This is a genomic window from Variovorax paradoxus (genome assembly GCA_016806145.1).
GTDB lineage: Bacteria > Pseudomonadota > Gammaproteobacteria > Burkholderiales > Burkholderiaceae_C > Variovorax.
On record CP063166.1, the window covers coordinates 5949426 to 5976320 of the forward strand.

The 26895-nt window shown below is 70.0% G+C and carries 28 protein-coding genes; 13 read left to right on the forward strand and 15 right to left on the reverse strand.

All coding sequences use genetic code 11. From position 1 onward, the window contains the following. Positions 1-9 precede the first annotated feature (9 nt). The 5 genes from INQ48_27865 (at position 10) to INQ48_27885 (ending at position 6111) form a co-directional block, all read left to right on the forward strand. Positions 10-993 (forward strand): tripartite tricarboxylate transporter substrate binding protein, encoded by a 984-nt coding sequence (locus INQ48_27865; GenBank protein QRF57083.1) that lies wholly within the window; start codon positions 10-12, stop codon positions 991-993. 127 nt (positions 994-1120) lie between these two features. Continuing rightward, positions 1121-2083, forward strand: a complete 963-nt coding sequence (locus INQ48_27870; protein QRF57084.1) for a helix-turn-helix domain-containing protein — start codon at positions 1121-1123, stop codon at positions 2081-2083. Between the two features lie 72 nt (positions 2084-2155). After that, entirely contained in the window at positions 2156-4459 is a 2304-nt protein-coding gene (tynA, locus tag INQ48_27875; protein ID QRF57085.1) for a primary-amine oxidase, read from the forward strand. 92 nt (positions 4460-4551) lie between these two features. Continuing rightward, entirely contained in the window at positions 4552-5673 is a 1122-nt protein-coding gene (locus tag INQ48_27880) for a beta-lactamase family protein (protein QRF60929.1), read from the forward strand. 60 nt (positions 5674-5733) lie between these two features. After that, entirely contained in the window at positions 5734-6111 is a 378-nt protein-coding gene (locus tag INQ48_27885) for a hypothetical protein (GenBank protein QRF57086.1), read from the forward strand. 19 nt (positions 6112-6130) lie between these two features. Here the strand turns inward: INQ48_27885 and INQ48_27890 are convergent, their stop codons facing one another. Together INQ48_27890 and ruvA are read right to left on the reverse strand one after the other, a co-directional pair. Next, positions 6131-7279 carry a helix-turn-helix transcriptional regulator gene (locus tag INQ48_27890; protein ID QRF57087.1) on the reverse strand — a complete coding sequence of 383 codons (1149 nt, stop codon included), beginning with the start codon at positions 7277-7279 and terminating at the stop codon, positions 6131-6133. Between the two features lie 181 nt (positions 7280-7460). Then, positions 7461-8033, reverse strand: a complete 573-nt coding sequence (gene ruvA / locus INQ48_27895) for a Holliday junction branch migration protein RuvA (protein ID QRF57088.1) — start codon at positions 8031-8033, stop codon at positions 7461-7463. A 169-nt stretch (positions 8034-8202) separates the two neighbouring features. Between ruvA and INQ48_27900 the strand changes: the two genes are divergently transcribed. From INQ48_27900 to INQ48_27910, 3 genes are read left to right on the forward strand one after another with little or no spacing between them, the layout of a single operon-like run. After that, positions 8203-9156, forward strand: coding sequence for a PhoH family protein (locus INQ48_27900; GenBank protein ID QRF57089.1), 954 nt, complete (start codon positions 8203-8205; stop codon positions 9154-9156). A gap of 1 nt (position 9157) precedes the next feature. Next, positions 9158-9616, forward strand: a complete 459-nt coding sequence (gene ybeY / locus INQ48_27905; GenBank protein QRF57090.1) for an rRNA maturation RNase YbeY — start codon at positions 9158-9160, stop codon at positions 9614-9616. A gap of 14 nt (positions 9617-9630) precedes the next feature. After that, positions 9631-10224, forward strand: coding sequence for a class I SAM-dependent methyltransferase (locus tag INQ48_27910; GenBank protein ID QRF57091.1), 594 nt, complete (start codon positions 9631-9633; stop codon positions 10222-10224). Positions 10225-10243: 19 nt separating this feature from the next. Here INQ48_27910 and INQ48_27915 read toward each other — a convergent pair whose 3' ends face one another. Together INQ48_27915 and INQ48_27920 are read right to left on the reverse strand one after the other, a co-directional pair. Further along, complete coding sequence (locus tag INQ48_27915; protein QRF57092.1) at positions 10244-10684, reverse strand: D-tyrosyl-tRNA(Tyr) deacylase; 441 nt, start codon at positions 10682-10684, stop codon at positions 10244-10246. Beyond that, positions 10681-11610 carry a cation transporter gene (locus INQ48_27920; GenBank protein ID QRF57093.1) on the reverse strand — a complete coding sequence of 310 codons (930 nt, stop codon included), beginning with the start codon at positions 11608-11610 and terminating at the stop codon, positions 10681-10683. The genes INQ48_27915 and INQ48_27920 overlap by 4 nt, the downstream gene beginning before the upstream one ends. Positions 11611-11760: 150 nt before the next feature. Here INQ48_27920 and INQ48_27925 point away from each other — a divergent pair, with 150 nt between their 5' ends. Together INQ48_27925 and INQ48_27930 are read left to right on the forward strand one after the other, a co-directional pair. After that, positions 11761-12264 (forward strand): FecR domain-containing protein, encoded by a 504-nt coding sequence (locus INQ48_27925; GenBank protein QRF60930.1) that lies wholly within the window; start codon positions 11761-11763, stop codon positions 12262-12264. Next, positions 12264-12893: an OmpA family protein gene (locus INQ48_27930; protein ID QRF60931.1), complete on the forward strand. Its 630-nt coding sequence runs from the start codon at positions 12264-12266 to the stop codon at positions 12891-12893. Before INQ48_27925 ends, INQ48_27930 begins: the two co-directional genes overlap by 1 nt. 63 nt (positions 12894-12956) lie before the next feature. On the opposite strand, the gene INQ48_27935 is transcribed toward INQ48_27930, so the two are convergent. Beyond that, complete coding sequence (locus INQ48_27935; GenBank protein QRF57094.1) at positions 12957-14189, reverse strand: tyrosine--tRNA ligase; 1233 nt, start codon at positions 14187-14189, stop codon at positions 12957-12959. A 157-nt stretch (positions 14190-14346) separates the two neighbouring features. On the opposite strand from INQ48_27935, the gene INQ48_27940 reads away from it, so the two are divergent. Together INQ48_27940 and INQ48_27945 are read left to right on the forward strand one after the other, a co-directional pair. Then, a complete protein-coding gene (locus tag INQ48_27940) occupies positions 14347-15696 on the forward strand; it encodes a M23 family metallopeptidase (protein ID QRF57095.1) in 1350 nt (449 codons plus the stop codon). A 61-nt stretch (positions 15697-15757) separates the two neighbouring features. After that, on the forward strand, positions 15758-16888 hold the full coding sequence (locus INQ48_27945; GenBank protein ID QRF57096.1) for an anhydro-N-acetylmuramic acid kinase: 1131 nt from the start codon (positions 15758-15760) through the stop codon (positions 16886-16888). Position 16889: 1 nt separating this feature from the next. Here INQ48_27945 and mdtD read toward each other — a convergent pair whose 3' ends face one another. From mdtD to INQ48_27975, 6 genes are all read right to left on the reverse strand, one after another. After that, positions 16890-18332: a multidrug transporter subunit MdtD gene (gene mdtD, locus INQ48_27950; protein QRF57097.1), complete on the reverse strand. Its 1443-nt coding sequence runs from the start codon at positions 18330-18332 to the stop codon at positions 16890-16892. An 87-nt stretch (positions 18333-18419) separates the two neighbouring features. Next, positions 18420-18785, reverse strand: coding sequence for an iron-sulfur cluster insertion protein ErpA (erpA, locus tag INQ48_27955; GenBank protein QRF57098.1), 366 nt, complete (start codon positions 18783-18785; stop codon positions 18420-18422). A 202-nt stretch (positions 18786-18987) separates the two neighbouring features. Beyond that, on the reverse strand, positions 18988-19380 hold the full coding sequence (gene rpsI, locus INQ48_27960; GenBank protein ID QRF57099.1) for a 30S ribosomal protein S9: 393 nt from the start codon (positions 19378-19380) through the stop codon (positions 18988-18990). 12 nt (positions 19381-19392) lie between these two features. Further along, positions 19393-19821: a 50S ribosomal protein L13 gene (gene rplM / locus INQ48_27965; GenBank protein QRF57100.1), complete on the reverse strand. Its 429-nt coding sequence runs from the start codon at positions 19819-19821 to the stop codon at positions 19393-19395. A 203-nt stretch (positions 19822-20024) separates the two neighbouring features. Further along, positions 20025-21257 (reverse strand): trypsin-like peptidase domain-containing protein, encoded by a 1233-nt coding sequence (locus INQ48_27970; protein ID QRF57101.1) that lies wholly within the window; start codon positions 21255-21257, stop codon positions 20025-20027. After that, positions 21254-21943, reverse strand: a complete 690-nt coding sequence (locus INQ48_27975; GenBank protein QRF57102.1) for a hypothetical protein — start codon at positions 21941-21943, stop codon at positions 21254-21256. Before INQ48_27975 ends, INQ48_27970 begins: the two co-directional genes overlap by 4 nt. A 170-nt stretch (positions 21944-22113) precedes the next feature. Here INQ48_27975 and INQ48_27980 point away from each other — a divergent pair, with 170 nt between their 5' ends. Beyond that, the gene (locus tag INQ48_27980) at positions 22114-23070 is read left to right on the forward strand and encodes a 23S rRNA (adenine(2030)-N(6))-methyltransferase RlmJ (protein QRF57103.1); all 957 of its coding nucleotides are present in this window, start codon (positions 22114-22116) and stop codon (positions 23068-23070) included. 16 nt (positions 23071-23086) lie between these two features. Here INQ48_27980 and INQ48_27985 read toward each other — a convergent pair whose 3' ends face one another. The 4 genes from INQ48_27985 to INQ48_28000 all read right to left on the reverse strand — a co-directional run bounded on the left by INQ48_27985 (position 23087) and on the right by INQ48_28000 (position 26878). Next, positions 23087-23719 carry a septal ring lytic transglycosylase RlpA family protein gene (locus tag INQ48_27985; protein ID QRF60932.1) on the reverse strand — a complete coding sequence of 211 codons (633 nt, stop codon included), beginning with the start codon at positions 23717-23719 and terminating at the stop codon, positions 23087-23089. 86 nt (positions 23720-23805) lie between these two features. Further along, positions 23806-24630 (reverse strand): methylenetetrahydrofolate reductase [NAD(P)H], encoded by an 825-nt coding sequence (metF, locus tag INQ48_27990; GenBank protein QRF57104.1) that lies wholly within the window; start codon positions 24628-24630, stop codon positions 23806-23808. A gap of 10 nt (positions 24631-24640) precedes the next feature. Then, positions 24641-25429, reverse strand: coding sequence for a TlyA family RNA methyltransferase (locus INQ48_27995; GenBank protein ID QRF57105.1), 789 nt, complete (start codon positions 25427-25429; stop codon positions 24641-24643). Between the two features lie 9 nt (positions 25430-25438). Then, entirely contained in the window at positions 25439-26878 is a 1440-nt protein-coding gene (locus tag INQ48_28000; GenBank protein ID QRF57106.1) for an adenosylhomocysteinase, read from the reverse strand. Positions 26879-26895: the final 17 nt, after the last annotated feature.

The following is a 26895-nucleotide window of genomic DNA, read 5'->3' on the forward strand; positions in this document are numbered from 1 at the left end:
CCCGCATCCATGACCGCATCCCTTCTCCGCACCGGCCTGTTCCTTGCCGGCCTCGCCGGCCTGCTGGCCACGGCCGCCGCGCAGGGCGCCGAGGCCTATCCCGACAAGCCCGTCACGCTGGTCGTGCCCACGGCCGCCGCGGGCGGCACCGACACCATCGCGCGGCTGGTCGCCGACGCGCTGGGCAAGTCGCTCAAGCAGCCCTTCGTGGTCGACAACCGGCCCGGCGCCAACGGCATCCTCGGCACCGAGCAGGTGGCGCGCGCGGCGCCCGACGGCTACCGGCTGCTGTTCACCTACGCCGCCGCGATGGTGGTGAACCCCAGCCTCTACCGCAAGCTGCCCTACGACCCGGTGAAGGACTTCGCGCCGGTGGCCCAGATCGGCCGCGGCGGCAACCTGCTGCTGGTGCGCAACGACCTGCCCGTGAAGACGCTGGCCGACTTCGTCGCCTATGCCAAGGCGCGGCCCGACAAGCTCAGCTATTGCTCGTGGGGCAACGGCTCGGGCGGCCACCTGGCGATGGAAAGCCTCAAGAAGCAGGCCGGCCTGGTGATCGAGCACGTGCCCTACAAGGGCAGCGGCCCCTGCGTGCAGGACCTGATGGGCGGCCAGGTCGAGGCGGCCTTCGCCGACATGTCCTCGACGGTGGAGCTGGTGCGCGCGGGCCGGCTCCGGGCGCTGGCCAACAGCGGGCCCTCGCGCATCCCGATGCTGCCCGAGGTGCCGACGATGACCGAGTCCGGCTACCCGTTCACCACCTATGCCTGGTACGGCGTGCTGGCGCCCGCGAAGACGCCGCCGGCGGTCGTGAAGAAGCTCAACGAGGCGGTGAACCGCGCGCTGCGCGACCCGGCCGTGGTGCAGCGCCTGCGCGAGCTCAACTTCACCGACCTGCCGCAGAACACGCCCGAGCAGTTCGCCGCGACCCTGCGCCAGGACCTGCGCGACTGGGGCGCGCTGGTCAAGGACATCGGGCTCCAGCCCGAATGAGGCGGCGGCCGGACCGAGGGTAAGCAAGATGGTCAAGCGCTCGCGCTTCTTGCAGACTGCGCGCTGATCGGCACGGTTCCTGCTCGTCGGCTCGACGACGGCCCCCGTGCCAGCGTCCGCGCCGACCATGACCGAGCTTCACTTCTCCCGCCACCTGAACGCCGAGGCCCAGGCACAGGCCTCGAGCCTGGACCACTGGGACCAGCACTACGAGCAGCTGTCGAACGGCCGCTTCGAGGGCCTGTCCGAGGACCTGCACCTGGGCTTCGTCCAGGTCTTCCACGAGCATGCGAACCAGACCCTGCTGCAGAACGGCCAGGGCCGCCCGGGCACGGTCTCGTTCGCCGTCACCGAGGTCGCGGGCAGCGGCAGCTGGTACTGCGGCCACGAGATCGAGGGCCGGCGCCTGATCGCGCTGTCGCCGCGGCGCGAATTCGAACTGCTGGCCGGCGCCGGCATGGACCTGATGGCGGTGTGCATCGACACGGCGCCACTGGCCGAGCTCGCGGCCACGCTGTTCGGCGCCGACTTCGAGCTGCGCCTGCCCGAGCCGGCGCCGGTGCGCCAGCCGGGCTTCGACGAGAGCGAGCTGTCGAAGCTGCTGGGCGCGGCGCTGTCGCTGGCGCGCGGCAACCTCGCGCAACTCGAGCAGCCGGCGGCGCGCCACATGCTGTCGCTGTCGCTGGCCGACGCGGTGCTGCACTGCATCGGCTGCGACGCCTTCGAAACCCGGCTGCCGCCCGGCACGGTGGCGCGGCGCCACATCGTGGCACTGGCGCGCGAGTACATGCGCGCCCATGCCGACGAGGCCATCAGCGTGCCCGACCTCTGCGCGGCCACCGGCGTGTCGCGCCGCGCGCTGCAGTACGCCTTCGAGGACGTGGTGCACCTGAGCCCCGTGACCTACCTGCGCGTGATGCGCCTGAACCGGGTGCGGCGCGAGCTGCAGACGCACCGGCGCGACAGCATCGGCGACGTGGCGGCGCGCTGGGGCTTCTGGCACCTGTCGCGCTTCGCGGCCGACTACAGCCGATTGTTCGGGGAACTGCCCTCGGCCACGCGCGCGCGCTGGCTTGCCGAATCCGGCTAACCGCCGCCCGGGCCGCGCCCTTAACTTCGCTGTCGCTCGTCACAACATGCGAAGAAAAGGGAACAGTCGTCCATGCGCAGCAGCCACCACCGAACGCCGGTCCGCGGCACCACCCGCACCCTTCTTGCCACCGCGCTCGCGCTGGCCCTCGGCCCGCTCGCGGCCGGCAACGCCCAGGCCCATGGCGGCGCTGCCCACATGGTGCCGCTCAAGAAGACGGTCGAGGATTTCGGCGCCACCGTGCGCTTCGACAGCTTCGCCAACGTCTGGACGGTGGCGCGCAACGGCACGCTGGTGCGCATCAAGCCCGGCTCGAAGACCGCGCTGATCAACGGCCAGCCGCTGCAGCTCGACGTGCCGGTGGTGCTGCGCAAGGGCGCGGCCTGGGTGCCGCACGACTTCATCAACCAGGTGTTCCAGTCCAGCCTGGACCGCACCTTCGTGGTCGAGCGCACGCCGAATCCGCTCAATCCGCTGTCGGCCGAGGAGATCCAGGCCGCGCTCGAGACGATCAAGGCCTCGGGCAACTACAGGCCCGGCCTGCGCTTCACCGAGATCAGCCTCAAGCGCCCGCCCAAGGACCAGGTCTGGGCCTTCGCGCTCTCGGGCCAGCCGGTGCGCGCCGCGCGGCAGGCGAGCTTCGTCGCGCTCGACGGCAAGAAGGTGATCGAGGGCAGCATCGACCTCGCGGCACGCAAGCTGCTCGAGTGGAAGCCGGTGGAAGGCGCGCACGGCATGGTGCTGCTCGACGACTTCGCCACCGTGCAGAGCGCGATCGAGGCCAGCGCCGACTATGCGAAGGCGCTCGCCACGCGCGGCATCGACGACGTGAAGAAGGTGGTGGCCACGCCGCTGACCGTGGGCTACTTCGACGGCAAGGATTCGCTGCGCCAGGAAGACCGCCTGCTCAAGGTGGTGAGCTACCTCGACGTGGGCGACGGCAACTACTGGGCGCACCCGATCGAGGGCCTGGTGGCGGTGGTCGACCTCGAGCAGAAGAAGGTGCTGAAGATCGAGGACGGCGGCCTGGTGCCGGTGCCGCTCAAGCCCACGCCCTACGACGGCCGCGATCGCGCCGGCACGCCCGCGCCCAAGCCGCTGGAGATCACCGAGCCCGAGGGCAAGAACTACACCATCGCCGGCAACATGCTGCACTGGCGCAACTGGGACTTCCACCTGCGGCTCGACTCGCGCGTGGGCCTGGTGCTCTCGACCGTGACCTACAACGACAAGGGCACCAAGCGCAAGGTGATGTACGAGGGCTCGCTGGGCGGGATGATCGTGCCCTACGGCGACCCCGACACCGGCTGGTACTTCAAGGCCTACCTCGACTCGGGCGAATACGGCATGGGCACGCTGACCTCGCCGATCGAGCCCGAGAAGGACGCGCCGCAGAACGCGGTGCTGCTCGACGCCACGCTGGCCGACTACACCGGCGCGCCCGTGAAGGTGCCGCGCGCGATCGCGGTCTTCGAGCGCTATGCCGATCCCGAGTTCAAGCACCAGGAGATGGGCAAGCCCAACGTGAGCACCGAGCGGCGCGAACTGGTGGTGCGCTGGATCAGCACGGTGGGCAACTACGACTACCTGTTCGACTGGGTGTTCGCCGAGAACGGCACCATCGGCATCAACGCGGGCGCCACCGGCATCGAGGCCGTGAAGGGCGTGAAGTCGCGCACCATGCAGGACGCGACCGCCGCCGAGGACACGCGCTACGGCACCCTGCTCGACCACCACATCGTCGGCACCACGCACCAGCACATCTACAACTTCCGGCTCGACCTCGACGTGGACGGCGAGAACAACTCGCTGACCGAGGTCGATCCGGTGGTGCTGCCCAACACCCGCGGCGGCCCGCGCACCAGCACCATGCAGACGGTGCAGCGCACGGTGGCGACCGAGCGGCAGGCGGCGCAGAAGTTCGACCCGTCGACGATCCGGCTGCTGAGCAATCCGGCCAAGAACAACAAGGTCGGCAACCCGGTCTCGTACCAGCTCATTCCCTACGCGGGCGGCACGCACCCGATCGCCAAGGGCGCCAACTTCGCGCAGGACGAGTGGATCAACCACCGACTGAGCTTCATGGACCGCCAGCTCTGGGTGACGCGCTACGACCCCGAGGAGCAGTTCCCCGAGGGCAAGTACCCGAACCGCTCGAACAAGGACACGGGCCTGGGCCAGTTCACCGCCGACGACCAGGCGATCGTGAACACCGACAACGTGGTCTGGCTCACCACCGGCACCACCCACGTCGCGCGCGCCGAGGAGTGGCCGATCATGCCCACCGAGTGGGTGCATGCGCTGCTCAAGCCCTGGAACTTCTTCGACGAGACGCCGACGCTGGGGCTGAACCGCCCGGCCAAGCCTGGCAAGTAAGGAGCTGCCGCATGGCGGACACCGAGGCCATCGGCCGGCTCGAGGACCTGATGACGCTGGCGCCCGAGCTGCAGGCGCCCACCTACCGCCACATGGACCGGCTCTATGCGACGCGCACGATCAAGCGCGGCGCGCAGGTCCATCCGCTGCCCGCGGGCCGCGCGGTCGACGTGCGCTACCGCGCGGGCGACGCGGAGTTCGGCATCGACGCGTTCATGGCGCGCAACCGCACGGCGGGCCTGCTGGCGATCAAGGACGGCCACGTGGTGCTCGAGCGCTACGCGATGGGCAACGACGCGGCCACGCGCTGGATGTCGTTCTCGGTCGCGAAGTCGATCGCCTCCACGCTCGTGGGCGCGGCGCTGCACGACGGCCTGATCGCGAGCCTCGACGACCTGGTGGTCGCCTACGTGCCCGCGCTGCGCGGTTCGGCCTACGACGGCGTCACGCTGCGGCAGGTGCTGCAGATGAGCTCGGGCGTGGCCTGGAACGAGGACTACCTCGACCCGGCCTCCCACCGCCGCCGCATGCTGCGCGCGCAGCTCGACCGGGACGCGGGCGCGGTGCTCGCCTTCATGGCGACGCTGCCGCGCGTGGCGCCGGCCGGCACGCGCTTCAACTACAGCACCGGCGAGACCTACCTCGTCGGCAGGATCCTGGCCGGCGCGCTGCGCGAGCCGATCGGCGACTACCTGTCGCGCAGGATCTGGGCGCCCTTCGGCATGGAGGCCGATGCCTACTGGCAGCTCGATGCGCCGGGCGGCCAGGAGTTCGCGGGCAGCGGCGTCAACGCGACCCTGCGCGACTTCGGCCGCTTCGGCCTGTTCATCCTCGGCGGCGGCATGGCCGGCGGACAGCGCGTGCTGCCCGAGGGCTGGCTGCGCGACGCCACGCGCGCCGACCCCGCGCAGCGGCTCGCACCCGGCACGCTCGAGGGCTACGAGCCGATGGGATACGGCTACCAGTGGTGGACCTTCCCGCGCGGCGCGCAGGCGCTGCCCGAATTCGACGGCGGCCTGTTCGCCGCGCTCGGCATCTTCGGGCAGCAGCTCTACATCCATCCGAAGGAAGGGCTCGTGGTCGCGATCCACAGCGCCTGGCCGCAGCCGGTGCACGGGCCGAGCCTGGTCGAGACGCATGCGCTGCTGGGCGCGCTGGTGGCAGCGTTGCGCGGTCAGGAAGCGCAGCCGCCGCGTACTCCAAACGGGGGATGATCCTGCCGCGAGGCATGGTCACGATGCGTCCGTCGAACCCTCGGCATGAAGGAGACGGACATGACCATCCTCGGCAGACCGCGCGCCCTGCGCGCTTCGCTCGCCTGCGCCACCCTTCTCGGCGCTTGCGCGGGAGCGTTCGCCAGCGAGAACGACAGCCACTGCGTGAGCGTCCAGAACCGGACGCTCGTCAACCGATGCAGCTTTCCGGTCGACGTCGGCTTCTGCGTCGAGAACCCGCGCCAGACCAAGAACTTCTTCGACAGCTCGGAAGCCTTCCGCTGCCCCAATGGCGGGCTGAGCACGCTGAGCCCGGGACGCGGCGAGGGCAACATCCTCAACGGCCGGGTCCAGTGGTGGGCCTGCTCGACCGCGCACCGCGGCAAGGGCCGATGGCGCTACGAGGCCGGAGCGGGCTACAGGGGACGCTGCGCCTGACGGCTGGCCCGCGCGCTGGCTAGCGAACGCCACGCACCAGGCCGACCAGCGCGGACTGCCGGTGGGTGCCGGTCTTCGCGAAGATCTGGCGCAGTTGCGAGCGGACGGTTTCGTAGGAGATCTCGCGCTGCTGCGCCAGCTTCTTCAGCGAGGTGCCGTTCACGAGGCCGCACACGACCTGGATCTCGGCGGGCGTCAAGCCGTAGGCCTCACGCAGCGCGCCGACCTCGTGGGCGCCGACTTGCTGCGGCGCGTGGATGAACAGCGCGGCCACGGCGGCCGAGTGATGGCGCCGCGTGCCGGGCAGCGGCTGGACCGTGAGCACCAGCGGGGCGCCGCCGGCCTGCGGAATCACGATTCGGGCCGACGGCGAGGCATGGGCATCCTGCAACGCGGTGGCGCCAGGGCGGCATCGCCGCAGCGCGGCGCGCAAGGCGTCCTGGTGTGCCGTGCTCCGAAAACGCAGCGTCTCGTCGGGCCCGAGGAAAAGCCCCCGCTCCCGCTGCAGCAAGGCCCGCGCCGCGCCGCTCGCATGCAGTATTCGCGCGCCTTCGCTGAGCAGGACGATCGGCTCGCGCGCATGCTCGATCGCCTGCTCCAGCCCCGCGACCCGCAGCAGCGCTTCGTCCAGCCTTTCCGCGGTGGCGCAGGCGCGCCGGATGTGCGGCAGCAGCATGGCCAGCCTGCGCCGATGCTCGGCCTGGGGTGGGCAGTCCTGCTTGCGGTAGTGGACCGCCAGCGCGATCAGCGGCGATCCGTCGCTGCGGCGCCGGACCCAGGTGTTGAGGGAATCGAAGGTGCCCCAGGGCTGCAGGAAGTCCGCGAAGAAGGGCATGCGGCCGAGCTCGCGCGTCGTCCAGACGTCGCTGTCGGCCACGATGCGGCCTTCCGCCATCGGCAGGTAGAGCTGCGCGACGCGCGGGTTCTCGTGGGTGACATCGCTCATGTAGTCGGCGATGTAGGTCAGCACGAAGGGGTCGACGCGCGCCGGGTGGAAGGCCAGATAGTCGAGGGTGTCTGCATCGAACATGTTGAGGTCCGCGGCCCGCGCACCGAGGACATCGCAGACGGCCTCCAGGGCCAGGCTCCAGCTCATCTCGCCGATGGCGGCCCCGTGCACGTGGTCGATCGCCGTCAGCAACCCCTGTTCGAGATTCTCGAAAGACATGTGGCACCCCGCTCCTCGTGCTCCGGTTTTCCGGGGGCCCGGCCTGGCGGGTACCACCGGATGGGCTGCGCCCTTTTTCTCGGTGAGCAGTCTATGCCAAAGGTATTCACTTTTGGCGAGGGATCGCGCCTGCCTCGCGCGTGGCGCAGCAGTCGCGGTGGGGCATGCCCGAGCGCGTTGTCTACTTCGCCAGCGCCTTCAGCGCCAGCTTGATGCCGTCGCTCACGCTCACGTCCTTCGGCAGTGCCTTGAGCGCGGCGGCCGCTTCCTTGTCGCTGTAGCCCAGCGCGACCAGCGCCTGCAGGATGTCGGCCTGGGCATCGGAGGCGATGTGCGCGGGCAGGCCGATGTCGGCGCCGAGCTTGCCCTTGAGCTCGAGCAAGAGGCGCTCGGCGATCTTCTTGCCGATGCCGGGCACCTTCACCAGCCGGCCGGCCTCCTGCAGGGTGACGGCCTGCGACAGCTCGCCCACGCTCATGCCCGAGAGCACGCCCAGCGCGGTGCGCGGGCCCACGCCCGAGATCTTGATGAGCTGACGGAAGGCGGCGCGCTCCTCGGCGCTGCCGAAGCCGTAGAGAATCTGCGCGTCCTCGCGCACGATGAAGTGCGTGAGCAGCGAGATCTTGGCGCCGACGCCGGGCAGGTTGTAGAAGGTGCTCATCGGCACGTCGACCTCGTAGCCGACGCCGTTGCAGTCGATCACGACCTGCGGCGGATTGCGCTCCGCCAGGGTTCCGGTGAGTTTGCCTATCATTGGCCCACCCCCGTTGCTTGCTCACTTCGTGTAGCCGCCTCCCCCCTCGAGGGGGCAACACCAGCGGCCCGGCAAAGCCGGTTCCGCGGTGTTTCCCGCGCTGAATCGTGTTTTTTCGAGCAGGGCCGGTCTTGCATGGGCTACCAACAAAGATGGAAATGGAAACCGCGTGATTCTGCGACACACCTTCGCTCCGCCCAACAACACGCGCCTGGGCCACCTGTGCGGCCCGCTCGACGCCCACCTGCGCCGCATCGAGGAAGCGCTCGCGGTGAAGATCGCGCACCGCCACGAGCAGTTCAAGATCGACGGCCCCAAGGTCAACGCGCAGCGCGCGATGGACGTGTTGCAGGCGCTCTACGAGATCGCCCAGCGCCCGATCGATGCAGCCGTGGTGCAGCTCACGCTGGCCGGCGATGGCTCGATGGACGAGGACGTCGACAGCGCGATCACGCTCGCCACCCGGCGCGCCGACCTGCGCGCGCGCACGCCCACGCAGGGCCTGTACCTCGACAACATCGCCAAGCACGACATCACCTTCGGCATCGGCCCGGCCGGCACCGGCAAGACCTACCTCGCGGTGGCCTGCGCGGTCGACGCGCTCGAGCGCAGCGCGGTGCAGCGCATCGTGCTCACGCGCCCGGCGGTCGAGGCCGGCGAACGCCTGGGCTTCCTGCCGGGCGACCTGACGCAGAAGGTCGACCCCTACCTGCGGCCGCTGTACGACGCGCTCTACGACCTGATGGGCTTCGAGAAGGTGCAGAAGGCCTTCGAGCGCAACGCGCTGGAGATCGCGCCGCTGGCCTTCATGCGCGGGCGCACGCTCAACAACGCCTTCGTGATCCTCGACGAGGCGCAGAACACCACGCCCGAGCAGATGAAGATGTTCCTCACGCGCATCGGCTTCGGCGCCAAGGCGGTGGTGACGGGCGACGTGAGCCAGATCGACCTGCCCAAGCAGCAGCTCAGCGGCCTGATCGACGCCGAGCGCGTGCTGCGGCGCGTGAACGGCATCGCGATCACGCACTTCACGAGCGCCGACGTGGTGCGCCATCCGCTGGTGGCGCGCATCGTCGACGCCTACGACGGCCAGCGCAAGCGCGCCGGCGCGGGCGGGCACTGAGATGGCGCTGGCCGCACTCACCCTGTCGCTGCAGTTCGGGCGCTTCAAGGGCGTGGAACGGCACCGCGCCGCACTGCCGCGCCACGGCGTGACGCGCTGGATCCGCCATGCGCTCGATGCCGACGCCGAGATCACGGTGCGCATCGTCGATGCCGACGAGGGCCAGCAGCTGAACCGCGAATTCCGCGGCAAGGACTACGCGACCAACGTGCTGACCTTCGACTATGCGCAGGCGCCGCTGGTGATGGCCGACCTGGTGCTGTGCGCGCCGGTGGTGGCGCGCGAGGCGAAGGAACAGCGCAAGACGCTGGCCGCGCACTACGCGCACCTGCTGGTGCACGGCACGCTGCATGCGCAGGGCTGGGACCACGAGACCGGCGAAGAAGACGCCGAGGCGATGGAAGCGCGCGAGATCGAGATCCTCGCGGGGCTGGGCATCCGCGATCCCTACAACCGCTGAGACGGCGCGCACCGATGGGCGTGGATGGCACCGACCCGTGGCTCGTGCGCTGGTTGCCGCTGCTGGCCGAATGCGCGGGCGCCGATCCGGTGCTCGAACTGGGCTGCGGCGACGGCCGCGACAGCGCCACGCTGGCGGCCGCGGGGCTGCGCGTGGAGGCGATCGAGCTGTCGGCGCAAGCTGCGGATGCCGCGCGCGAGCGGCGCCTGGCGGGCGTGCGCGTGCACCACCAGGATTTCCGCGCGCCCTTTCCGCTGGCCAAGGGGCAGCGCATCGGCGTCGTGCTCGCGAGCCTGTCGCTGCACTATTTCGAATGGGACCAGACGCTGGAACTGGTCGAGCGCATCCATGCGCTGCTGCGGCCCGGCGGCGTGCTGCTGTGCCGGCTCAACTCGGTCAACGACCGGCACTACGGCGGCTGCGGCCCGGGGCGCCCGGACGAGGACAACCTCTATCTGGTCGACGGCGCTCCCAAGCGCTTCTTCGAGCGCGCCACGGTGCAGCGGCTGTTCGCGCGCGGCTGGCGCATCGCGCAGCTCGAGGAACTGAGCATCGACCGCTACGAGCACCCGAAGGTGGCGTGGGAAGCGCTGCTGCGGCGCGACTGAAACGGGGCCGACGCGGCCCTCAGCTCATCTGCAGCGGAATCGTGACCGGCCCGTCGTTGAGCAGGTGCACCTGCATGTCGGCGCCGAACTCGCCCGTGGCCACCACGGGATGCGCGGCGCGCGCCTTCGCGACGAAGTGGTCGTAGAGCCGGCGGCCCTCGTCGGGCGGCGCCGCGAGCGTGAAGCTCGGGCGGTTGCCGCCGCTCACGTCGGCCGCGAGCGTGAACTGGCTCACCACCAGCAGGCCGCCGCCGATGTCCTGCACGCTGCGGTTCATCTTGCCGGCCTCGTCGGAAAAGATGCGCAGCTTGAGCATCTTGGCGAGCATGCGGTCGGCCGCGGCGTCGCTGTCGCCGCGCTCGGCGCACAGCAGCACCAGCAGCCCGGCGCCGATCTCGCCGACGGTGCGGCCCGCGATGTCGACGCGCGCCTGTGCCACGCGCTGGAGCACTGCTTTCATGGATGGGATTCCTCGGGGTTGTCTGGCGGAAGCTGGGTGGCGCGGGCTTCCATGCCCAGCGGCAGCAGCTGGATGGTCACGCGCAGGCCGGGCACGGCGTCCATCAGGGCCTGCTCGAGCGCGTCGCGCAGGGCGGCGGCGCGCTGCAGGGTCCAGTCGCCGGGCACGTGCATGTGCAGGTCGGCGAAGCGGCGCTGGCCGGCGCTGCGCGTGAAGATGTCGTCGAAGCGCAGCCGGCCGCCCTCGGGCACGCCGGCGGCGAAGCGCTCGAGCGTGGCGCGCAGCAGCGCCTGGGTCTCGGGCTCGAGCGCCTCGTCCATCAGGCCCTGCGAGGAACGCCAGACCAGCTTCACGCCCTCGCGCGCGATGTTGAGCGCCACGCCGATGGCCAGCAGCGGGTCGAGCCAGAGCCAGCCCGTGAAGTGCACCGCGACGATGCCCACCAGCACCGCGGCCGAGGTCCAGACGTCGGCCATCAGGTGGCGCGCGTCGGCCTCGAGCGCGATCGAGCGGCGGGCCCGGGCGGCACGGAACAGCAGCCACGCGAGCCCGGCGTTCAGGCCCGAGCTGACGATCGACAGCGCGAGGCCCCAGCCGAGCTGCTCGAGCGGCTGCGGCGCCAGCAGCCGCTGCACCGAGACCCAGAAGATCGCGACGGCCGCGCCCACGATCAGGATGCCCTCGAAGCCCGAGGAGAAGTACTCGGCCTTGTGGTGGCCATAGGGATGGCCCTCGTCGGCCGGGCGTTCGGCGATCGTCACCATGGCCAGCGCGAAGGTGGCGCTGGCCAGGTTCACGAAGGACTCCATGGCGTCCGAGATCAGGCCCATCGAATGGGTGATGTAGCCCGCGAGGCCCTTGAGCACAATCGTGACCAGGGCCACCGCGATGGAGGCCCGCAGCAGTGTCTTGGGTGTGAGGTTCATGCGTGCCCGGGGGGCGTTGACGGCGACAAGCGACAGGAAAAACGGTAAAAGGCCGCAGATAGGCACCGAATTATCATGTTCGTGTCCAGGTGTAACGCCTTGGCATTAATAATTGTGTCCGCCCCGAAACAGTTCGCGGAAAACCTGATGATGCACAAGAAATTCCTACTGCCCCTGCTGGGCTGCGCGCTGTTCGGCGCCGCGGCGATCTCGCAGGCGCAGACCGCCCCGGGCACGCCCGCGGCAACCGCAACCGCCGCCGCCCCCGAGCGCCAGGCCGGCTTCGTGAAGTCGGTGCGCGGCGACGTCAAGCTGCTGAGCGCCGCCGCCACCGCGCGCAACGCCGTGCCCGGCGACGCGCTGGCCTCGGTCGACCGGATCGTGACCGGCCCCGATTCCTCGGCCGCGGTCGTGCTGCGCGACGACACCACGCTGGTGGTCGGCCCGTCCTCGCGGCTCGACCTCAAGCAGTTCCACTTCGACGCCACCACCCACGAGGGCGGACTGCTCGTCTCGCTGCTGCGCGGCTCGATGCGCATGATCACCGGCCTGATCGGCAAGACCAACCCCGACGCGGTGCGCGTCGAGACCCAGACGGCAACCATCGGCATCCGCGGCACCGACTTCATCGTCCAGACCGACGGCCAGCCATGATGCGTTCCGGTTCCAGTTCCCTCCTTTCCTCCCGCCTGCGCTTCCTCGGTGCCGCGCTGCTGGTCGCGCTGCTCGCGGCCTGTTCCTCGCCCGCCACCCGCGTGGTGCTGCTGCCGCAGGCCGACGGCTCCGCGTCGGCGGTGGTGGTGCGCGCCAAGGATGGCGAGGAGGTGCTGTCGCAGCCCTACCAGCGCGCCACGGCCAGGAAGGGCGCCTCGGGCGCGCCGGTGGTCGATGCCGCCGACGCGGCCAAGGTGCAGGCCGAGAACAAGCCGCTGTTCGAGATGCGCCCGCCGCCCTCGCAGCGCTACACGGTGTACTTCGAGCTCGGCACCATCACGCTGACCGCCGCCTCGCAGAAGATCATGGAAGAGGCGCTGACCGCCGCCCAGACACGCCCCGGCGGCGACATCGTGGTGGTCGGCCACACCGACACCAAGGGCACGCTGCAGAACAACGACGTGCTCTCGCGCCGCCGCGCGCAGGAAGTGGCGCAGCTCTTCATCGAGCGCCGTTTCCCGGCCAACCGCATCGAGGCCGCGGGCCGCGGCGAACGCGAACTGGCGGTGCCGACGGCCGACGAGGTCGACGAGCCGCGCAACCGGCGCGTGACGATCGAGGTGCGCTGAAGCGCGCTCGCCAGGCAAGAAGGCCGGGATCGCCCCGGCCTTCTTGCTTTTGGCGCGCCCGGTTCAGGACAGCGTCACGCGCGCGAACTTGCGCTTGCCGACCTGCACCACGTAGCTGCCGGCCGGCAGCTTGAGCCCCTTGTCGCTGACCACCGCGCCGTCGATGCGCACGCCGCCGCCGTCGATCAGCCGGTTGCCCTCGCCGGACGAGGCCGCGAGGTTGGCCTGCTTGAGCAGCTGGCCGATGCCCAGCGGGGCGCCGGCCACGCTCACTTCGGGAATCTCGTCGGGCACGCCGCCCTTGCTGCGGTTGACGAAATCCTGCTCGGCCGCCTCGGCCGCCGCCGGGCTGTGGAAGCGCGCCGTGATCTCCTTGGCGAGCGCGACCTTGGCGTCCTTGGGATTGCGCCCGCCCTCGATCTCGGCCTTGAGCGCGGCGATCTCCTCGAGCGAACGGAAGCTCAGCAGCGTGTACCAGCGCCACATCAGGTCGTCGGAGATCGACAGCACCTTGGCGTACATGGTGTTGGCGTCTTCGCTGATGCCGATGTAGTTGTTCTTGCTCTTGGACATCTTCTCGACGCCATCGAGCCCTTCCAGCAGCGGCATAGTGAGTATGCACTGCGGTTCCTGGCCGTATTCCTGCTGCAGGTGCCGGCCCACGAGCAGGTTGAACTTCTGGTCGGTGCCGCCGAGCTCGAGGTCGCTCTTGAGCGCCACCGAGTCGTAGCCCTGCATCAGCGGGTAGAGGAACTCGTGCACCGAGATCGACTGGCCGGCCTTGAAGCGCCTGTTGAAGTCGTCGCGCTCCATCATCCGCGCCACCGTGTACTTGGCGGCCAGCTGGATCATGCCGCGCGCGCCCAGCGGGTCGCTCCACTCGGAGTTGTAGCGGATCTCGGTCTTCTCGGGATCGAGCACCAGGCTGGCCTGCTTGTAGTAGGTCTGGGCATTGGCCTCGATCTGCTCGCGCGTGAGCGGCGGACGCGTGCTGTTGCGGCCCGAGGGGTCGCCGATGGTGGTGGTGAAGTCGCCGATCAGGAAGATCACGCGGTGCCCCAGGTCCTGGAGCTGGCGCATCTTGTTGAGCACCACCGTATGGCCAATGTGGATGTCGGGCGCGGTCGGGTCGAGGCCGAGCTTGATGCGCAGCGGGGTGCCGGTGGCCTCGGAGCGCTGCAGCTTGCGCACCCATTCGTCCTGGGGGAGCAGTTCGTCAGCCCCCCGGAGGGAGATTTCGAGCGCGCGTCCTACACTATTTGAAAGGGCCACGGATGTAACAGATTCGGCGTTCATGGGCTTTTTTTGGCTGACTTTTGGAGTGCGGAAGCTATACTCGCCCGACTTTTCAAGCGCCGGATTCTAAGCGGCGCTTTTTCCGCACCGTCCCGCCGCCCTGACCGCTCTGGGCTTTGCCGACGGATCTGCAGAAACCTGAGCTGGAATTCAAAGTTTGATCAACGGCATTCTTGCCGCCGAGGAGCTTCTCGCTTCTCGCGTGGCCTATACGTTCCGGACCTACCCCAAGCAGATCACCGCGATCATCGCGGCGGCGCTGCTGAGCGCCGGAACCCTCGCCGTGGCTTCGCTCGGACCCGACGCCTCGGACCTCCCGGTCCACCAGGTGCTCGAAGCCACCTCCGCCCCCCTGTCGTTCGCCGAACAGGCCACGTCGCTCGAGGACTTCAGCTTCACGCTGTTCCGCACCGACGTCACCCGCTCGAGCGACACCGCCGAGGCGCTGCTCAAGCGCCTGGGCATCTCCGACCCGGCCGCCAGCGCCTTCGTGCGCGGCAGCGGCGAGGCCCGCACCGCGCTGTTCGCGCGCGCCGGCCGCACCGTGACCGCCGAGGCCACCCAGGACAATCAGCTCAAGAAGCTCAGCGCGCGCTGGATTCCCGACGGCGACGGCGGCTTCAAGCGCTTCGTGGTCGAACGCACGCCCGTGGGCTTCGTGGCCCTGACCGAGCGCGACACCCTCACGCCGGGCGCCCGCCTGGCCAGCGGCACCATCCGCAGCTCGCTGTTCGCCGCCACCGACGAGGCGCGCATCCCCGATGGCGTCGCCAGCCAGCTGGCCGACATCTTCGCGGGCGACGTCGACGTGCGCCAGCTGCGCAAGGGCGACCGCTTCGCCGTGGTCTACGAAACCTTCGAGGCCGACGGCCAGGCGCTGCGCAGCGGCCGCGTGCTCTCGGCCGAGTTCGAGAACAACGGCAAGATCCACCAGGCCGTGTGGTTCCAGCCGCCGGGCGCGGGTCAGAAGGGCAGCTACTACCGCCCGAACGGCGACAGCCTGCGCAAGGCCTACCTCGCGACGCCGGTGGAATTCACGCGCGTGTCGAGCGGCTTCGCGATGCGCATGCATCCGATCCTCAACAGCTGGCGCCAGCACAACGGCATCGACTACGCGGCGCCCACCGGCACCGCCGTGCGCACGGTCGGCGACGGCACGGTCGATTTCGCCGGCACGCAGAACGGCTACGGCAACATCGTCATCATCAACCACCGCAACAACCAGCAGACGGCCTATGCGCACCTGAGCCGCATCGACGTCAAGGCCGGCCAGAGCGTGAGCCAGGGCCAGACCGTCGGCGCCGTGGGCTCCACGGGCTGGGCCACCGGTCCGCACCTGCACTTCGAATTCCGGGTCAACGGCGTCTACCAGAACCCGACCTCGATCGCGCAGGAAGGCGGCGCCCCGATCACCGCCGCGATGCGCCCGGCCTTCGAGCGCATCGCCGTCGGCGCGCGCAACGAACTGGCCGCCGCGTTCTCGGTGGTGCAGGCCAGCGCGGACTGAGCGCCGCGCTCCTCCTCTCATATATAGAAGCGCCGGAACATCCGGCCGCTCCCCCAGCCCCATGGCCACCGGCGACCTCTACATCGGACTGATGTCGGGCACCTCGCTCGATGGCGTGGACGGCGTGCTCGCCGACCTCTCCGACGGTGGGATCTCGGTCACCGGCTACGCCAGCGCCCCCTTCCCGGTCGGCCTGCGCGGCGAGCTGATGGCCCTCAACACCCCGGGCGACAACGAACTGCACCGCGCGGCGCTCGCCGGCAACGGGCTGGCGCGCGTCTACGCGGGCGTGGTCGCGCAGCTGCTGGCCGATGCCGGCCTCGAGCCCGGCGCGGTCCGTGCCGTCGGTGTGCATGGCCAGACCGTGCGCCATCGGCCCGGCGAATTCGACGAGGTCGGCTACACGCTGCAGCTCAACAACCCGTCGCTGCTGGCCGAGCTCTGCGGCATCGACGTGGTGGCCGACTTCCGCAGCCGCGACCTCGCGGCCGGCGGCCAGGGCGCGCCGCTGGTGCCGGCCTTCCACCGGGCGCTGTTCGCCGGGCCCGGCGAGCCGATCGCGGTGCTGAACCTCGGCGGCATCTCGAACCTGAGCCTGCTGCCGGCCAGCGACGCGCCCGAGGGCGCGGTGGTGCTGGGCTTCGACTGCGGCCCCGGCAACGCGCTGATGGACCACTGGTGCCAGCGCTACCACGGCCAGCCCTTCGACCTCGACGGCCAGTGGGCCGCGAGCGGCACGGTACTGCCCGAGCTGCTCGCGCGGCTGCAGGGCGAGCCCTTCTTCGCCAAGGCCCCGCCCAAGAGCACCGGGCGCGACCTGTTCAATCCCGAATGGCTGGCCGCGCACGTGGGCACCGGCGCGGGCGATGCCCCGGTCGACGTGCAGGCGACGCTCGCCGAGCTGACGGCCAGCACCTGCGCCGCCGACCTGCTTCGCTACGGAAAAGAGAGCAAGCTGCTGATCGTCTGCGGCGGCGGCGCGCTCAACGGCCACCTGCTGTCGCGGCTGCGCGCGCTGCTGCCGGGCATCGCCGTGGTGGCCTCGAACGAACGCGGCCTGCCGCCGCAGCAGGTGGAGGCGGCCGCCTTCGCCTGGCTGGCGCGCGCCACGGTGCGGCGCGAGAGCGGCAACCTCGCCAGTGTGACCGGCGCCCGCGGCGCGCGCGTGCTGGGCGCGATCTACCCGGCCTGACTCAGCCCTGGCCCGAGACCTCGGGCTGCGCGGGCCGCGACGCCCGCACCTCCGCCGGCAGATGCCAGAAGATGAGCGCCGAAGCCACCGTGATCAGGCCCATGCTGGCGAAGGTGGCCTGGAAGGCATCGAGCGTGCGCACTGCCGTGTCGGTGCCGAAGATGCCGTTGTAACCCGCCAGCACCGCGCCCGCGGCGGCCACGCCCATGCTCATGGCGAGCATCTGCACCATCGACAGCAGGCTGTTGCCGCTGCTGGCCATGCTGCCGTCGAGGTCCTTGAGGGTGATCGTGTTCATCGCGGTGAACTGCAGCGAATTGACCGCGCCGAAGAACAGCAGCTGCAGCACATGCAGCGCGAAGGGCTGGCCCGGCGCAGTGAGGCCGAAGCTGGCCATCGCGAGCCCCACCAGCGCCGTGTTGACCACCAGCACCTTGCGGTAGCCGTGGCGCGTGATCAGCGGCGTGGCGAAGCGCTTCATCGCCATGCCGGCCAGCGCCACCGGCAGCATCATCAGGCCCGCGCGCACCGGCGAATAGCCCATCGACACCTGCAGCAGCAGCGGCACCAGGAAGGGCATGCAGCTGCTGCCCAGGCGCGAGAACAGGTTGCCGAGCAGGCCGATGCTCAGGGTCGGCACCTTGAACAGCGAGGGCGCGAACAGCGGGTCGGGCGTGCGCGCCGCGCGCAGCCAGTAGGCCACCACGCTCGCGAAACCGAAGATCAGCACCACCATCACGCCGCCCTGGCGCAGGCCGAGTTCGGCCACGCCGTCGAGCGAGAGCGAGATCGCCACCATGCCGAAGGCCAGCAGGCCGTAGCCCACGGCGTCGAAGCGCCGCAGCGCGGCGCCGCGCAGGTCGGGCATGAAGCGCAAGGTGGCGATGCAGCCGGCCAGGCCCACCGGCACGTTGATCAGGAAGATCCAGTGCCACGAGGCGTACTGCACCAGCCAGCCGCCCAGCGTGGGCCCGAGCAGCGGGCCGATCAGGCCGGGAATGGCCACGAAGCTCATCGCCTGCAGGAATTCGCCGCGCGGCACGGTGCGCAGCAGCGCCAGCCGACCCACCGGCAGCAGCAGCGCGCCGCCGAGGCCCTGCACCACGCGCGCGGCCACCAGCTGGCCCAGCCCGTGCGAGAGCGCGCACAGCACCGAGCCCAGCCCGAACAGCACGATGGCCGCGAAGAACACGCGCCGGGTGCCGAAGCGGTCGGCGATCCAGCCCGAGGCCGGGATCAGCATCGCCATGGTCAGCGCATAGGCCACCACCACCGACTGCATGCGCAGCGGGCTCTCGCCGAGGCTGGCCGCCATCGCCGGCAACGCCGTGTTGATGATGGTGGCGTCCAGCGTCTGCATGAAGAAGCCCACCGCCACGAGCCACAGCAGGCTCTTGCGGGCGGGGGCGACGGCGGTGTTGGCTACGGCGGTGTCGGGCGGCATGGGCGGGGAGGGAGGCGCAAAGCAAAAAGCCGCCCGGAGGCGGCTTCGTGGGGGGATGGTGCGCCGCGGGCAGGCACCATCGGTGGATCAGGCCGAGAAGCTGGAGCCGCAGCCGCAGGTGCTGGTGGCGTTCGGGTTCTTGATCACGAACTGGGCGCCCTGCAGGTCTTCCTTGTAGTCGATCTCGGCGCCGACCAGGTACTGGTAGCTCATGGCATCGATCAGCAGCGACACGCCGTTCTTGGTCATGGTCGTGTCGTCTTCGTTGGTGATCTCGTCGAAGGTGAAGCCGTACTGGAAGCCCGAGCAGCCGCCACCCTGGACGAACACGCGCAGCTTGAGGTCGGGATTGCCTTCTTCGGCGATCAGGTCGGCCACCTTGGCGGCCGCGCTGTCGGTGAAGACGATCGGTTCGGGCATCTGGGTCTGGATGTTTTCGGCAAGGGCGCTCATGAGGGGAAACTCCTGGAGAGGGGCCGGAACATGCGGCCAAGGGAGGGAATGCTACTGCAATGCGGGCTTTGGAGCCGGGGCCGCGGGCGGTGCACCCAATGCAAGTGGGGTCGCAACCACACGGCGGCAAGGCCGATCCGGCGGCAATGCCCATGAAAAAAACCGCCCGAAGGCGGTTTTCTCGGCAGGCGAAGGCTGGAGATCAGCGCTTCGAGAACTGCTTGCGGCGGCGTGCGGAGTGCAGACCGACCTTCTTACGTTCGACTTCACGCGCGTCGCGGGTGACGAAGCCGGCCTGGCTCAGCACCGGCTTGAGGCTCGCGTCGTAGTCGATCAGCGCACGGGTGATGCCGTGGCGGGTTGCGCCGGCCTGACCCGATTCGCCGCCGCCGTGCACGTTCACCATGACGTCGAAGGCTTCGAGGTTGTTCGTCAGCGCCAGCGGTTGCTTGGCGATCATGATCGAGGTCTCGCGGCCGAAGAACGCTTGGATGTCCTTGCCGTTGACCGTGATCTTGCCGGTGCCCTTCTTCAGGAACACGCGAGCGACGCTGGATTTGCGACGGCCGGTGCCGTTGTTCCATTCACCAATCATTCTCAAGGCTCCTTACAGTTCCAGCACTTTGGGCTGTTGGGCGGTGTGCGGATGCTCTGCACCACCGTACACCTTGAGTTTCTTGATCATGGCGTAGCCGAGCGGGCCCTTGGGCAGCATGCCCTTGACGGCCTTTTCCAGCGCGCGGCCGGGGTGCTTCGACTGCATGTCGCGGAAGTTCGTCGCCGTGATGCCGCCCGGGTAACCCGAGTGACGGTAGTACACCTTGTCGATGGACTTGGCGCCGGTGACGCGCAGCTGGGCTGCGTTGATGATGACGATGAAGTCACCGGTATCGACGTGAGGCGTATAAATGGCCTTGTGCTTGCCGCGCAGACGGAGGGCAACTTCGCTGGCTACCCGTCCGAGGACCTTGTCGGTCGCGTCAATCACAAACCACTCGTGCTTCACGTCAGCGGGTTTTGCGCTGAACGTGGTCATGAGATTTCTCTTTTCGTAAGAGGGTTTGGCGGGCCCTTTTCCACGGTCGGTTTTCCTCTGGTGGGAATCTCTTAGGTGGTGGAAGTACTTCGCCGCGGGGCCACAAAAACGCTGCGAAGCCCGCGATTATACGAAGAATCGGGGTTGGCGGGCAATTTTCGGGATGGCCGCCCCTTCGAGCCCCTCGAACGCCCGCTGCGGGCTCAGCGCCAGACCCGCACCAGCTCCAGCGTCTCGCGCGTCATGCCGAGGAAGACGCGGCGGTATTCGGCCTCGAAACGGACCACCCGGCCCAGGTCGGGCGCGTAGGAGACCGTCGCCTTGAAGGGCAGCGCCTGCGCGGGCCCGGTGCCCACGAGCGCGAACATCCAGCCGTCGTAGGCGATCTGCTGCACGCTCAGCGCCTCGCCGTCGACGGTCAGGCGGCTCGTGCCGATCACCGCGGCATCGAGCGCGTAACGCACCGTCTCCCCGCTGGAGGCCGAGGTGTACTCGCTGCGCCAGCGCATGCCCGGCGTCATCGCGGGCCGGGTCCAGCCGCCGGGCGGCGCGGCCGCGTCGAACAGCCCGCCGGCCGGCGAGGTCGCCGACACCAGCTGGCCATCGGCCTTCTCGACCCGCCCGCCCTGGTTGTAATAGACGTTCTCGCCCTCGATCCGGTCGACCCGGTAGCGCACCGGCGTCCGCACGCCCGTGAGGCCGTCGATCAGCGCGTATTCGAACACCTCGCCGAGCCGTGGCGCCCCCGGACGGCCCGCCGCGGGCGCGCCGCGGCCGTTGCCGTCGGCGCCGCTGGCGCCGACGGCGCGTGCTTCCAGCGCGGTCTTCGCGCGCGCCGGCAGTTCGGCCAGCCATTCCGCCGGCACCGCGAAATTCAGGCTGCCGCCATCCCGGGCGGCGAAGGTCGTGATGCCCAGCAGCCGGCCTTCGCTGTCGAACAGTCCGCCGCCGCTCGAGCCGGGCGCGATGGCCGCGGTGGTCTGCAGCAGGCGCTCGCCCTCTTCGCCGCGCAGGCCCGACAGGATGCCGTCGCTGAGGGTGTTCTCGAGGCCGCGCGGATTGCCGATGGCGTAGACGCGCTGTCCCACGCGCGCGCTGCCCGCGGGCGCCAGCGCAACCGGCGGCGCGGTGAAGTTCGCCACCTTGACCTGGCACAGGTCGCGTTGCGGGTCGGGGTACTCGAGGGTGGCGCCGTAGGCCACGTTCTCCTGGCGCACGACGAAGCTGCTGGCCTTGGCCAGCACATGGCAGTTGGTCACGAGCCGGCCGGGCGCGATCACGACCGCGCTGCCGGCGCTGAGCGGCCGGGACTGGGCGTCGAAGGTGCGGATGGCCCAGACGCTGCCCGACACCTTGGCGAACAGCGCGTCGGGCTCGAGCGCCGCGGCGGGGCCGGCGACCAGCAGCGCCGCCAGCCAGAGAACGCGAGCCCTCATGGCTTGGCGGGAAGCAGCGCGCCGAGATCGTCCATCGAGACGCGCGCGCCGACGGCGCGCGGCGCCGGTGGCGGCACGACGGGGGCCACGGGCGCGACGGGTGGCGGCGCGACGGCGACGGGCGGCGGCACGGCGGCCACCACCGGCGGCACGGCGGCCACCACCGGCGGCGCGGCGGGCTTCTGCTCGGCCACCGGCGGCGTCGGCGCGGGCGTGGGCGCGACCGGGGGCGGCGTCACCGCGATGGCAGTGGGCGGCGGCGGCACGACGGAGGGCGCCGCCAGCCGGGTCTCGCCGATGCGGATGCCCGCCAGCGGCTGGTCGCCGGTCTGGCCGCTGCGGTCGAAGCTGCGCACCTCGCCGAACACCAGCTGCATCCAGCTCGGGTAGTTGAAGCCGGCGCCGGTGCCCGAATCGATGGCCGCGCCCAGCACGCCGCCGATCAGGATGTTGCCGACCATGCCGGTGTTGACGCGCGAAATCGCCTGCCCCGTGGCCGGCGCCAGGCCCGGCTGCGTGCATTCGATGTTCAGCAGCGCGCCCGAACGGCGCACCGAGACGCTTTCGCCCGAGCGCATCACGATGCCGTTGCGGTCGTTCGTGAGCGTGCATTGGGCGCCCTCGACGGTCTTGCCGGCCTCCGTCAGCGTCTCGATCTTCACGCTCTGCTGGGTGCCGTGCGTCACCGACGCGCACCCCGTCAAAATGGACAAAACGCCCGCACCCACGCACAGGCCCCAGAATCTCCACCCTGCTCCACGCATTTGCGCCCTCTTTCTTGTTAATTAATGTTTCCGGCGCGCGAGTCTAGCGATCTCGCCGGATGCATGCCTCCACCTTTTAGGTACTTCTTCTCATGTTCAGCTACCGCCACGCCTTCCATGCCGGCAATCACGCCGACGTGCTCAAGCACCTGGTGCTGATCGCCACGCTCGATCACATGCTCGAAAAGGAGACCGCCCTGACGGTGGTCGACACCCACGCGGGCGCCGGCCTGTACCGGCTCGATGGCGATTACGCGGGCACCAGCGGCGAGGCCGCCGAGGGCGTGCTGCGCCTGGTCGCCGACCCCAAGGCCGCGCCGGCCCCGGCACCCGCCCCCGCGACGACGGCCGCCGCCAAGAAGGCGGCCAAGGAGGCCGAGGCCCCGCTGGCCGACGCGCTCGCGCGCTACCTCGAGGTGATCCACGACTTCAATGCCAAGGGCGGCGCCCGCGTCTACCCGGGCTCGCCGTTCATCGTGCAGCACCTGCTGCGCGACCACGACCGGCTCAAGCTGTTCGAGCTGCATCCCACCGACAGCCGCACGCTCACGGCCAACATCGCGCAGCTCGAGGCCGGCCGCCAGATCGCGGTGCTGCACGAGGACGGCTTCGGCAGCGCCACCAAATTCCTGCCGCCGCCCTCGCGGCGCGCGCTGGTGCTGATGGACCCGAGCTACGAGCTCAAGACCGACTACGGCCGAGTGCTCGACTTCATGGCCGAGGCGCTCAAGCGCTTCGCCACCGGCACCTACGCGGTCTGGTATCCGATCATTCCGCGGCCCGAGGCGCACGACCTGCCGCGCCGGCTCAAGACCATGGCGACCAAGGCCGGCAAGTCCTCGCTCAACGTCACGCTGACGGTCAAGTCGAGCAAGATCACGACCGCGCCCAGCGGCGAAACGCGCCGCCCGGGCCTGCCGGCCAGCGGCATGTTTTTGATCAACCCGCCCTATACGCTGAAGCCGCTGCTCGAGGCGGCGCTGCCGCAGCTGGTGCAGAAGCTGGGGCAGGACCGCAACGCGGGCTTCACGGTCGAAGCCGCGGGCTGATCCGCGCGGCGCGCGCTCAGCGCCGCCTTACCGGCGCGCGGCGCACCGGCGCCTTGCGGGCCGCCGCGGGCTGGGCCTGCGGCCGCAGCGGCGCCACGTCGAGCGAGGGCGTGTCGGTCTCGCCCGGCGCCGCCGCCTCGCCGTCGCAGCGCATGCCCTCGCGGTCGATGACGGTCAGCGCCACCTGCTTGATGCCCAGGCTCGCGAGCCCGATGCGGTCGGCCGCGGCGCGGCTCAGGTCGATCACGCGGCCCTGCGTGTAGGGGCCGCGGTCGTTCACGCGCACCAGCACTTCCTTGCCGTTGACGAGGCTGCGCACGCACACGCGGGTGTTGAAGGGCAGGGTCTTGTGGGCGGCCGTGAGGGCGCCCATGTCGAAACGCTCGCCGCTGGCGGTGCGGCGCTGATGGAACTGGATGCCGTACCACGATGCGCCGCCGCGCTCGAACACCTCGCCGCGCGGCTCGTCGCCAGGCAGGCCGTCGGCGGGCAGTTCGTCGGGCCCGGTCACCGCGAGGTCGTAGCGCACCGAAGGCACGTTCGAACGCGGCTCGGCGCCGGGCGGCACCGTCATCTGGCGCGGGATCGGCGACAGACTCTCCTGTGCCACGGCGCCGGGCGCCGCGCCGCCCTCGGTGGCCGGCGGCATGGCGCAGCCCGCGAGCGCGCAGGTGCAGGCCACGAGCGCGGCGCGAAGCGCCCCGCGCAGCGAGCCAGGCGCCCGCGCCGCCCCTCTCAATCCAGGCGCTCCAGGACAGCCAGCGTGGCCGCCGACTGGTTCATCGTGTAGAAGTGCAGCGCCGGCACGCCGCCCTCGCGCAGCCGCGCGCACAGGTCGGTCACGACGTCGAGGCCGAAGGCCTTGATCGAGGCCGTGTCGTCGCCGAAGGCCTGCAGCCGCAGCCGGATCCAGCGCGGGATCTCGGCGCCGCAGGCGTCCGAGAAGCGCATCAGCTGCGTCGAGCTGGTGATCGGCATGATGCCGGGCACGATCGGCGTGTCGATGCCGAGCGCGCGCGCCTCGTCGACGAAGCGGAAGTAGGCATCGGCGCTGAAGAAGTACTGCGTGATCGCCGAATCGGCGCCGGCCTTCACCTTGGCCGCGAAGGCCTGCAGGTCGGCCTCGGGCGAACGCGCCTGTGGATGCACCTCGGGATAGCAGGCCACCTCGATGTGGAAGTCGCGGCCGGTCTCCTGGCGGATGAAGGCCACGAGGTCGCTCGCGTACTGGAACTCGCCGCCGGCGCCGTAGCCGCTGGGCAGGTCGCCGCGCAGCGCGACCAGGCGCTTCACGCCCATGGCCTTGAGCTCGGCAAGCTGCGCGCGCACCGTCTCGCGCGTGGCGCCGATGCACGAGAAATGGCTGGCCGCGTCCACGCCCTCGGACAGGATCTCCTGCACCGCGCCGAAGGTGCCCTGGTGGGTGGAGCCACCCGCGCCGTAGGTGACCGAACAGAACTCGGGCTTGCGCGCATAGAGCTGCTGGCGCGCCGCGCGCAGCTTGACCGCGCCTTCGGGCGTCTTGGTCGGGAAGAATTCGAAACTCAGCGGAAGGCGCACCTGCGTCTCCTTAGGAACCGCCCGCGCCCGTCGCGCGCACGACGTGAATGAAAAACTCGCGGTTGCCGTCGCCGCCGGCGATCGGGCTGTCGAACCAGCGCAGCACGCGCAGCTCGAGCGCGGCGCAGGCATCGCGCAGGCGCTTCTCGACGATCTCGTACATCGCCGCGTCGCGCACGATGCCGCCCTTGCCGACCTGGCCCGGCTGCAGCTCGAACTGCGGCTTGACCAGCATCAGCAGCTGGCCGTCGTCCGCGAGGAACTGCACCACGGCCGGCAGCACCAGCGTGAGCGAGATGAAGGACAGGTCGCCGACGATCAGGTCGAAGCGCTCGTCGAAGGGCTCCTCGCCCTCTTCCTGCAGGTCGTCGGCCGAGAGCGCGCGCGCATTGACGCCCTCGATGGCGAGCACGCGCGCGTCCTCGCGCAGCTTCGCATGCAGCTGCCCGTGGCCGACGTCGACGCCCACCACCCGTGCGGCGCCGCGCTGCAGCAGGCAGTCGGTGAAGCCGCCGGTCGACTGGCCCACGTCGAGGCACAGCTTGCCGGCGGCATCGACGCCGCCGGCCTCGAGCGCGCCTTCGAGCTTGAGCCCGCCGCGCGAGACATAGCGCGCCTCGGCCGCATCGTCGAGCTCGAGCTCGGCCGACTCGGGCACCTCGTCGCGGTTCTTCGCGACCGCACGCCACGCATCGGTCGAGCCCGCATCGCGCCAGCGCATGCCGCCGGCGATGAGCCGCACGGCCTGCGAGCGCGAGGCGGCGAGGCCGCGTTCCACCAGCAACTGGTCGGCTCGCATGCGCGGCGATCAGTAGCGGTAGCTGTCCGGCTTGTAGGGGCCGTTCTTGCTCACGCCGATGTAGGCGGCCTGGGCGTCGGTCAGCTCGGTGAGCATGGCGCCGACCTTCTTCAGGTGCAGGCGCGCGACCTTCTCGTCGAGGTGCTTGGGCAGCACGTAGACCTTGCCGGCCTGGTAGGCGTCGGGCTTGGTGAACAGCTCGATCTGCGCGATGGTCTGGTTCGCGAACGACGACGACATCACGAAGCTCGGGTGGCCCGTGCCGCAGCCCAGGTTCACCAGGCGGCCCTTGGCCAGCAGGATGATCTTCTTGCCGTCGGGGAAGGTGATGTGGTCGACCTGCGGCTTGATCTCTTCCCATTCGTACTTCTCGATCGACGCGACGTCGATCTCGTTGTCGAAGTGGCCGATGTTGCAGACGATGGCCTGGTCCTTCATCTTCGCCATCGTGTCGTGCGTGATGACGTCCTTGTTGCCGGTGGTGGTCACGAAGATGTCGGCCTTGTCGGCGGCGTACTCCATCGTCACGACCTTGTAGCCTTCCATCGCGGCCTGCAGTGCGTTGATCGGGTCGATCTCGGTGACCCACACCTGCGCCGACAGCGCGCGCAGCGCCTGGGCCGAGCCCTTGCCCACGTCGCCGTAGCCGGCCACGCAGGCCACCTTGCCGGCGATCATCACGTCGGTCGCGCGCTTGATGCCGTCGACCAGCGATTCGCGGCAGCCGTAGAGGTTGTCGAACTTGCTCTTGGTGACCGAGTCGTTGACGTTGATGGCGCGGAACAGCAGCGTGCCCTTGGCGCTCATCTCGTTGAGGCGGTGCACGCCGGTGGTGGTTTCTTCGGTCACGCCGATGATCTCGGCCGACTTGCGCGTGTACCAGGTCGCATCGACGGCCAGCTTGGCCTTGATCGCGGCGAAGAGGATGCGCTCCTCTTCGCTGCCCGGGTTGGCGATCACGCCCAGGTCCTTCTCGGCGCGCTGGCCCAGATGCATCAGCAGCGTGGCATCGCCGCCGTCGTCCAGGATCATGTTCGGGCCTTCGCCCTTCGAGTCCTTGGGACCGAAGTCGAAGATGGCGTGGGTGTAGTCCCAGTAGTCCTTGAGCGACTCGCCCTTGATCGCGAACACCGGCGTGCCCGACGCGGCGATCGCGGCGGCCGCGTGGTCCTGCGTCGAGAAGATGTTGCACGAGGCCCAGCGCACCTGCGCGCCGAGGGCCTGCAGCGTCTCGATCAGCACCGCGGTCTGGATCGTCATGTGCAGCGAGCCGGTGATGCGCGCGCCCTTGAGCGGCTGGCTCTTGGCGAATTCCTCGCGGATGGCCATCAGGCCGGGCATCTCGGTTTCGGCGATGCGGATTTCCTTGCGGCCCCAGGCGGCCAGCGAGAGGTCGGCGATCGCCTGGTCGGCGGACGAAACAGGGGTGGGCTTGAGAACAGCGCTCATGTGAAGTGAACTCCAGA

Coding starts and splice junctions, on each gene's coding strand:
- mdtD (QRF57097.1), bottom strand. CDS start 18,332: ATGCCGCCCGACACCGCCGTAGCCAACACCGCCGTCGCCCCCGCCCGC.
- INQ48_27880 (QRF60929.1), top strand. CDS start 4,552: ATGGACCGGCTCTATGCGACGCGCACGATCAAGCGCGGCGCGCAGGTC.
- tynA (QRF57085.1), top strand. CDS start 2,156: ATGCGCAGCAGCCACCACCGAACGCCGGTCCGCGGCACCACCCGCACC.
- INQ48_27945 (QRF57096.1), top strand. CDS start 15,758: ATGGCCACCGGCGACCTCTACATCGGACTGATGTCGGGCACCTCGCTC.
- erpA (QRF57098.1), bottom strand. CDS start 18,785: ATGAGCGCCCTTGCCGAAAACATCCAGACCCAGATGCCCGAACCGATC.
- ruvA (QRF57088.1), bottom strand. CDS start 8,033: ATGATAGGCAAACTCACCGGAACCCTGGCGGAGCGCAATCCGCCGCAG.
- INQ48_27935 (QRF57094.1), bottom strand. CDS start 14,189: ATGAACGCCGAATCTGTTACATCCGTGGCCCTTTCAAATAGTGTAGGA.
- INQ48_27930 (QRF60931.1), top strand. CDS start 12,264: ATGCGTTCCGGTTCCAGTTCCCTCCTTTCCTCCCGCCTGCGCTTCCTC.
- INQ48_27995 (QRF57105.1), bottom strand. CDS start 25,429: ATGCGAGCCGACCAGTTGCTGGTGGAACGCGGCCTCGCCGCCTCGCGC.
- INQ48_27985 (QRF60932.1), bottom strand. CDS start 23,719: ATGCCGCCGGCCACCGAGGGCGGCGCGGCGCCCGGCGCCGTGGCACAG.
- INQ48_27865 (QRF57083.1), top strand. CDS start 10: ATGACCGCATCCCTTCTCCGCACCGGCCTGTTCCTTGCCGGCCTCGCC.
- INQ48_27920 (QRF57093.1), bottom strand. CDS start 11,610: ATGAACCTCACACCCAAGACACTGCTGCGGGCCTCCATCGCGGTGGCC.
- INQ48_27915 (QRF57092.1), bottom strand. CDS start 10,684: ATGAAAGCAGTGCTCCAGCGCGTGGCACAGGCGCGCGTCGACATCGCG.
- rpsI (QRF57099.1), bottom strand. CDS start 19,380: ATGATTGGTGAATGGAACAACGGCACCGGCCGTCGCAAATCCAGCGTC.
- INQ48_27870 (QRF57084.1), top strand. CDS start 1,121: ATGACCGAGCTTCACTTCTCCCGCCACCTGAACGCCGAGGCCCAGGCA.
- ybeY (QRF57090.1), top strand. CDS start 9,158: ATGGCGCTGGCCGCACTCACCCTGTCGCTGCAGTTCGGGCGCTTCAAG.
- INQ48_27910 (QRF57091.1), top strand. CDS start 9,631: ATGGGCGTGGATGGCACCGACCCGTGGCTCGTGCGCTGGTTGCCGCTG.
- INQ48_27885 (QRF57086.1), top strand. CDS start 5,734: ATGACCATCCTCGGCAGACCGCGCGCCCTGCGCGCTTCGCTCGCCTGC.
- INQ48_27925 (QRF60930.1), top strand. CDS start 11,761: ATGCACAAGAAATTCCTACTGCCCCTGCTGGGCTGCGCGCTGTTCGGC.
- INQ48_28000 (QRF57106.1), bottom strand. CDS start 26,878: ATGAGCGCTGTTCTCAAGCCCACCCCTGTTTCGTCCGCCGACCAGGCG.
- INQ48_27980 (QRF57103.1), top strand. CDS start 22,114: ATGTTCAGCTACCGCCACGCCTTCCATGCCGGCAATCACGCCGACGTG.
- INQ48_27970 (QRF57101.1), bottom strand. CDS start 21,257: ATGAGGGCTCGCGTTCTCTGGCTGGCGGCGCTGCTGGTCGCCGGCCCC.
- INQ48_27890 (QRF57087.1), bottom strand. CDS start 7,279: ATGTCTTTCGAGAATCTCGAACAGGGGTTGCTGACGGCGATCGACCAC.
- rplM (QRF57100.1), bottom strand. CDS start 19,821: ATGACCACGTTCAGCGCAAAACCCGCTGACGTGAAGCACGAGTGGTTT.